The 7764-nt window shown below is 44.5% G+C and carries 7 protein-coding genes; 1 reads left to right on the forward strand and 6 read right to left on the reverse strand.

What is annotated here, in order from left to right:
• Nucleotides 1–407: 407 nt before the first annotated feature.
• The 6 genes from spoVG to VM640_RS12285 all read right to left on the reverse strand — a co-directional run bounded on the left by spoVG (nt 408) and on the right by VM640_RS12285 (nt 6985).
• Nucleotides 408–662, reverse strand: coding sequence for a septation regulator SpoVG (spoVG, locus tag VM640_RS12260; protein WP_325392622.1), 255 nt, complete (start codon nt 660–662; stop codon nt 408–410).
• A gap of 191 nt (nt 663–853) precedes the next feature.
• On the reverse strand, nt 854–1675 hold the full coding sequence (purR, locus tag VM640_RS12265) for a pur operon repressor (RefSeq protein WP_325392610.1): 822 nt from the start codon (nt 1673–1675) through the stop codon (nt 854–856).
• 11 nt (nt 1676–1686) lie between these two features.
• Nucleotides 1687–2400: a GntR family transcriptional regulator gene (locus VM640_RS12270; protein ID WP_325392612.1), complete on the reverse strand. Its 714-nt coding sequence runs from the start codon at nt 2398–2400 to the stop codon at nt 1687–1689.
• 41 nt (nt 2401–2441) lie between these two features.
• Nucleotides 2442–3296, reverse strand: coding sequence for a 4-(cytidine 5'-diphospho)-2-C-methyl-D-erythritol kinase (gene ispE, locus VM640_RS12275; protein ID WP_325392614.1), 855 nt, complete (start codon nt 3294–3296; stop codon nt 2442–2444).
• A gap of 141 nt (nt 3297–3437) precedes the next feature.
• Entirely contained in the window at nt 3438–6092 is a 2655-nt protein-coding gene (cphA, locus tag VM640_RS12280; protein ID WP_325392616.1) for a cyanophycin synthetase, read from the reverse strand.
• 86 nt (nt 6093–6178) lie between these two features.
• The gene (locus VM640_RS12285; RefSeq protein ID WP_325392618.1) at nt 6179–6985 is read right to left on the reverse strand and encodes a cyanophycinase; all 807 of its coding nucleotides are present in this window, start codon (nt 6983–6985) and stop codon (nt 6179–6181) included.
• Between the two features lie 141 nt (nt 6986–7126).
• Here VM640_RS12285 and VM640_RS12290 point away from each other — a divergent pair, with 141 nt between their 5' ends.
• Nucleotides 7127–7465 carry a L,D-transpeptidase gene (locus tag VM640_RS12290; RefSeq protein WP_325392619.1) on the forward strand — a complete coding sequence of 113 codons (339 nt, stop codon included), beginning with the start codon at nt 7127–7129 and terminating at the stop codon, nt 7463–7465.
• Nucleotides 7466–7764: the final 299 nt, after the last annotated feature.

A 7764-nucleotide genomic window follows, 5' to 3' on the forward strand; every position in this document is an offset into this window, starting at 1 on the left:
TGGAAAATGACCTCTCCGAACTATTGATTTTACTGGGCTAAAGGGGTTCTGTTTTTGATTAGGGACTACAAAGATTTCTTGAAACCTGAAACCCGCTCCCAGCTTGCATTGGTAATTTATGTCGCCAAACTTGGGTTATATCTCATTTATTATCATCCAGAAATTCTCTTTAAGGAAAAGCGCGCAAAAATATACTTATCGTAGGATAAAGAAGACTTAGCTTATGCCAAGCATAGTGAAGGCAGAAGCTTTAGTTGCCTTATCCTGCCGGACTTAACCGCATGCATCGTAGGATTAAAAAGAGACCTCTACAGGTCTCTTTCTATCAATTAAAGTATCTATTGCTAAGATTGGCAAAGTACATTTTTTAAGTTTAAGTACATCTCGTGAATTATCAATTATCGTTTCTAAATCACTTCTTGATAGGCCTTTAAGACAGCCGTTTGAATGACTTCACGTGCCGCAGAGGAAATGGGGTGAGCGATGTCGCGGAATTCGCCTTCTGGAGTTTTACGGCTTGGCATTGCAACAAATAAACCATTTGTACCTTCCACAACCTTCACATCATGGACCACAAAGGCATTGTCGAATGTTACCGAAACAACTGCTTTCATCTTACCTTCAACATTTACTTTTCGAACTCGTACATCAGTAATATTCACTAAGATCACCACCCTTCCCTTCTGCCTGCAAGATTCATCATTTCTAAATCTAATTCTATATTTGGTAAAAAACTCCTTCTTTTCCCTAAAAGAAAATTAAATTAGGCTAAATTTTGCCCCATATAGTCATTTTTGTTTTTCCTGCAGAGGAAGAGGATGGAATTTAAAAGGTTGTCTAAAGTTGATTCTCTTTATAAAAACTCAGGTGAAGGATTTACGATCGCTATTCCTTGCACCGGATCTAATTCCATAAGTTGGAGTAGGGACAAATAATGATGGACAATTTTAGGTTCATTTTCCGTGAGGCTTTCCATGAGAACCCCCAAGCCGACAACATTCACTTCAAATTCCTGCATCAAATTGATCATTCCTAAGGAAGTTCCACCCGCCTTCATAAAATCATCAATCAGTAATACCTTTTTCCCCGATTCCAAGGCCCTCCGTCCTAAAGACATCGACTGAATTCTTTTTGAGGATCCGGAAACATAATTAATACTGACAGCTGAACCCTCTGTCACTTTATTTCCATGCCGGATGATGACCATCGGGATCCCTAAGGCCTCAGCCGTTACTAAAGCAAGGGGAATTCCCTTCGTTTCAATTGTGACAACGACATCCGGTTTCTTCTCTTGAAAAGCTCCTGCAAAGATCAATCCCAAAGGTCTCAGAATAGAGGGATCATAGAGGAGATCCGTCATGTAGAGAAAACTTCCGGTTAAAATCCGCTCTTTGACACTGAGTTGTTGGGCGAGCTCCTGCAGAAAATTTTCTGCTTCCCGTTGCGATATTTCCGGGATATAGCGGACCCCGCCAGCAGCTCCTGAGACTGTTTCCAAACGACCTTGGCCCGTGGAATCTAAGCTTTCTTTCAAAGCTAGTAAATCCTCGCTTATTGTCGACTTCGCTGCTCCAAAACGCTCCGCCAAAATGGTTAACGGAATAAGTCTATTGGGTTTAGACATTAGGATCTGCATGACTGCAACCATGCGTTCCGCTCTTTTCATTTTATCCATGGTCTGATCCCCTATTCCTTTTCTTTTTCCTGGACTTCATCTACTTCTTTTTTCACTTTAGATGAACGCAACGCTTCAAACATAACATTTTCCGCTGTCACAATATGGGACATGGCTAAGTTCTGGGCTTCTTCAACATTATGGCTGGCCAGGGCTTCAGCGATTCCCTGATGTTCCTCGACCGCATCCTTTAGCCGCCCAGGATAAGCCAACGAGGTTGCCCTAAAACGTTGAATCTGCTCACGCAAATTCGCCAGAATCTGAATCAATCGTTCGTTACGACTCGCTTTATAAACGAGTGCATGAAAATCGGTATCTGCTTCCACGATTTTCTTGAGATCAACTTCTTCTCCCGAACGATAAAGCATCATCCGCTCCATCTGTTCGATTTCCTCATCAGTGATCCGCTCTGCTGCCAAGCCTGCGGCTAACCCCTCTAAGGCCGAGCGAATTTCGAAGACGTCAGCGACATCCTTATCACTGACTCCGGCGACATAGGCTCCCTTGCGAGGAATCATGACGACGAACGCTTCCAGTTCTAATTTACGAATAGCTTCTCGAACCGGGGTCCGACTAACCCCCATCTCGTCTGCTAATTGAATCTCCATCAGTCTTTCTCCCGGTTCAAGTACTCCGCTAATAATGGCCTCACGTAAAGATTCAAAAACAACCTCCCGAAGCGGTTTATAACTATCGAGTCTAACTGGAACTAACTTTCTTTCCAACGGTATTTCCCCTTTCAAATCATACTGTAACAAAGCAGCCATCATGGCGTTATTGTTTTAGTCACCCAAACTGAATATCCCTTCTGCTTCAAGGAATGCGCAATCTCCTGAGCCTGATCCTCAGAATGAGTAATTCCGAAAACAGCGGATCCACTTCCAGACATGAGAGCACTATAGCAACCGGCCTTCCTTAAGTCCTCCTTCAGGCCCGCGATCACAGGAAGGATTACCTGCGACCCCGCTTCCAGATCATTACTTAATAATAAAGCGATCTTCTCAACTGAACCGGATTGCAATGCCTCTTCCCAGGCCTGAAAGGAAAGAAGATGACCTCTCCCCAACTGGTCAAATCGTCGATACGCTTCACCTGTACTAACTCCTTGCTGTGGTTTGGCCAAAACTAAGGACATCTCCGGAGCTTCAGCTAAAGGAAGCAGTTTTTCACCGCGTCCCTCGGCCCATTGCGTTCCTCCCTGCAGGCAAAAAGCAACATCTGAGCCTAATTGGTTAGCGAGTTGGAGAAGTTCTTCTTGAGAAGAGGGATAATTATATAGCTGATTCAACCCTCTCAACGTTGCCGCAGCATCTGCGCTTCCGCCCGCTAAACCCGCCTGAACCGGTATCCTCTTTTCAATTTCAATACGGATACCCTGACGGGAATTGAGCCTCTCCCTAAAAAGCTTTGCCGCTTGATAAGCAAGATTTCTCGGCCCGCTTAATCCTCCACAGAAGCATTCAATTCCACTTCCGGATAGAGATATTTTTACCGTATCATAAAGATCTATCGTCTGCATCACTGTTTGCAATTCATGATACCCATCAGAACGCTTCCCTTTCACGGCAAGTCCGAGATTGATCTTCGCATAAGCGAACGTTACAAGAATATCTTCTTTCATTATGGATTCCTTTCCGAACGTTCGGATATTATTTCTCTTCATTATATCCCCTTTATCTTTATCCTACTAGTGAAAAAATAAAAAGAGGTCAGAAAGTGACCTCTTTTTATTTTTTGTTTCTAATTATCTCCTTTTATCTCTTTAGCCCGCCTCACCTGTCGCTACTTTCTGAGCCATATCAAAATCTACAGTCTCCTGTTGGCTTAGTCGAAGCTGAATTTCTTCTTCAATCGGTTTAAGGTTTTCATAAAACATGACAAAGATCTCGCCCGAATGACAGTGCTCGAGCCCATATTGGAAAGCTTTCCGTTCTGGCAGAACAACCGAGATTTGTTTAAGGTCCATTCCCGCAGAGAGCGCCTCCTCAAGGATGATCCTCGCAACTTCCCCCGGTTCGCGTCCCCGTAAATCTTCATCTTCACGGATAATCATACGGTGAAATCCTTGAGCTGATACTCGAGCAACCTCACGGATCGTTTCATCTGGACGATCTCCAGGTACTGTAACACATCCCACCAGTGAACTAGCCTTGAATTTTTTTAACGTCTTAATAATCTCCTGAATCCCTGCGGCATTATGTCCATAATCAATGAAAACATTGACTCCATTAATTTCATAAAGATTCAGCCGACCTCGGTTATAAATTGGGTCTGACATGAATTCTCCCAAGGAGGAATGAATATCCTCTGCCGTCAATCCTAAAGCCCAACCTGCTGCAATCGCACCTAAGGCATTCTGCAAATTATGAATAGCCTTGCCCTCCCAAGTAATGGGAAGTTGTTTGACCGTACATATTTTATAGCTCTGATCCCCTTGGCAAAGTAGAATTACCCCTCGGCGAACAAAGACCGCCGTCCCACCACATGCCAAATGCTTGCGAACAGTCAGGTTATCCTTTTCCCTGCTGAAAAAGATAACCCGTCCTTTCGTTTTATGCGCAATCTGGACAACCAGAGGATCATCCGCATTCAAGACGACATAGCTATGGGGCTTAACCACCTCAGCAACAAGGCTTTTAACATGGGCAATATCCTCAAGCGTCTCCACTCCATATTGACCTAAATGATCATTGGCTACATTGGTAATTACTGCAACATCCGCATAATCATAAGCTAGGCCCGACCTCAAGATTCCCCCACGCGCTGTTTCTAGTACAGCAACCTGGACATCCGGATGGCGTAAGATCATTCGTGCACTTTCTGGACCTGTTGTATCCCCATGTACTAAAAGCTTACCTCCGATATAGACCCCATCTGTGGTTGTCATACCTACATTCAGATGGTGATCCGCAAGCATTTTTCCAATCATGCGTGTTGTCGTCGTTTTTCCATTAGTTCCTGTTATGGATACGATAGGGATTCTCCCGTTTCCTGTGGGATAAACATGATCGACGATTCTTCGACCCACATCCAAGGGTTTCCCGATTGAAGGATATTGGTGCATCCGAATCCCGGGCGCAGCATTGATTTCGATAATCGCCCCTTTTTGTTCCTGATAGGGAACTTCGATATCTTCAATTACCAAATCAACCCCCGCGATATCCAACCCGACGATCTGCGCAGCGTAGATCGCTAATTCTGCATTTTCAGGGTGAACAAGCGCTGTCACATCCTGGGCAGTCCCGCCCGTACTTAGGTTTGCACTATCCCGAAGGTAGATAATTTCCCCTTCGGCAGGTACAGAATCCAGGGTTAGCTTCTTCTGAGCTAAGGACATAATAACAACGGGATCAATTTTAATCTTCGTTAAGACCTTTTCATGATCTTCACCGCGTAACGGATTCTCATTCACGTTCTGTACTAACTGCCCTATACTCGAGACCCCGTCTCCAAGCACATTGGCAGGAATCCGTTCAGCTGCTGCTACCAGCTGATTCCCGATCACCAGGAGTCGATAATTTCGGCCCTCAATATATTCCTCGAGCAAAACTGGGTCGCCATAGGTTTGGGCAACCCTAAACGCTGCACGAACTTCACCCTCGGTCTCTAATTTAAGGGTAACCCCTTTTCCTTGATTTCCGTTACAGGGCTTTACCACAGCTGCCCTTCCTAACCAATGAAAACTCTCAATGGCCTCATCCTCACTCCGTACAACATACCCTCTTGGAGTAGGAACTCCCCCTTCATGGAGGAGTTGTTTAGTTAACTCCTTATTACAAGAAATATCAACTCCGATACAACTCGTCTGATCGCTCATTGCCGCTTGGACCCGTCTTTGATTCCGACCATACCCCAGTTGAAGCAGACTTCCCTCATTTAAGCGTTGAACCGGAATTTCTCTTTCTTGTGCCGCTTTTAGGATCGCTTGGGTTGAAGCACCAAGTTCATACTCGGCTTTAACTTGGCGTATTCGTTCAAGAGACGTTTGAATATCAGGTAACTCGCCGGCAAGGAGCTGTTCGACAACTTCAAAACCTTGTTTAAAGCCCTCAATCCCAGCCTCCAGGGAATCGTAATTAAAAATGATCTCATACTCTCCCGGATATTCCAAAATGGACATCGTTTTACCATAAGGAATGGTTTGTCCAGTCAGCGTTAAGAGTTCGATCGTCACATGCTCGATAACATGCCCGATTAATGTTCCCTCCTGGAGCCGCTCGATAAAACCACCCGGTTTTCCCCGTGAGCAATAATGCTCATATAGTGTCGGAAGGATCTGGATCAGGCGTGAATTAAAATCACCCAGTGTTTTGCTTTCTCTTTCTGCCCATTCCTGGAGATCCACAACAGTTCGGATGATCGGTCGATAACTATAGACATTAGCACCCTGAATTGCCCGGATACTTTTTATCTCCATTACGCTATTTGTCCTCCTTTAAGCATAGGAAAAATACACATCTATTAGTTTTACCTTTTTTATTCTCAATATTCCCCCTCAAAAACTTACGGTTGAAGGTGAGCCACTCTGCGTTTAAGATCGAAGCCATAGCCCTCTGATAGGACATGCATTAACACCGGGGTCAATACTAAAGCCTGCCCAGGAGAAATCTCGGAGACGTTACTGGCAATAGTCGGTGAGGCATCGACAACGGTTACCGTATTACTGCCTACTACAAAAAATCGCCCATCCGCATGGACTAAGATTGCCGTGTCCTCGTCAATTCCTACGCCCAGAACATAGGGATTTTGTGAAATAGCCATCAGTAAACGCCCAATCCTCCCCCGCTGAGCGAAATGTTGGTCAATAACAACCGAGCGTAGAAGTCCAAGTCCTGGAGCCATCGTCAAGGTATCCTTCTTTGGCGTCCCCGCTTCCCCACCGACAATCATTGTATCCGACATTACCGAGGCTCCAGCGCTTGTCCCTGCGATAATTACCCCTCTTTCATACAGTTGGTGAAGGGTTTTTCCAAGCCGAGTTCCTCCAATAATTCCCGTAATCCGAAGCTGATCTCCGCCTGTAAAAAAGACGCCCGACGATTTATCCAATTCTCGAACAATGCTCTCATGGTTAGCTCTCCCCCGTTCAGAAACATCGAGGACTTGAACGTCCCCACATCCAAACTTTTTAAAGAGCTCCTTGTACTCCGCGCCGACCTGCTCTGGGTATTCAGTAGCCGCTGTTAGAACCGTAATAATGCTTTCTCGGCCACCCGACTCCTGAATAAAACGTTTGAGAATCTTACATTCCCCTTTTTTATCCTCAGCCCCACCGATAATTAAAAGCTTGCCATCAACATAATCACTCATGAAAAGCCTCCCTCCTCTATTATTTTCCGCAAAAAGTCCCCTCCATTATGCAATATTAAACATTTAATCTGAATGTAAAATGAATCAAGCTCTTTTATCCTTACTTACCATATATTGTTAGTGAAGGGGGGGGAGCTGTTAATGCCTCAACGTCAAATTGTTATTCATCGCTCCAGTCGTCAACTCGAACTTTATGAGGGAAACAGAGTGATCGCTCGTTACCCAATTGCCATAGGTAAATCCGGCACGCCAACTCCAACCGGGAGTTTCTCAGTGGCCAGTAAATATACAAACCCCGGCGGAGTGTTTGGTAGCCGCTGGTTAGGACTCTCAGTCCCCCATTACGGAATTCACGGAACGAATAATTCCTCAAGTATCGGAACAATGGCTTCCAAGGGCTGCATTCGCATGCATAATGCTCATGTCGAAGCCTTATACCATCAAGTCGGGGTGGGTACTCCGGTGATCATTAAGCCTTAAAACGGACGACCAGCTTAAATAAGAAACGCCGTAATCGCTAACGAGCGATTACGACGTTTTCTTTTTTAGATCAATTGGAGACAAGACATAGTGCTATTTTTAGGACTCAGAAGGAAAATTATTCTAATTGACGAATACATCTAAATGAAAAATAAACGAAATGATTCTGGTGCAGAAACCCTCTGATTTTTTCATCAAAAAGCAGGAATCTACCTCAATTGTGTTGAATTATATAGTATAGTGGAGATAACCATAGATATCTCAATATAATTTATCTATACTGTAGTTTGAGGTGATTT

Source organism: Desulfitobacterium sp. (assembly GCF_035539115.1).
Taxonomy (GTDB): domain Bacteria; phylum Bacillota; class Desulfitobacteriia; order Desulfitobacteriales; family Desulfitobacteriaceae; genus Desulfitobacterium_A.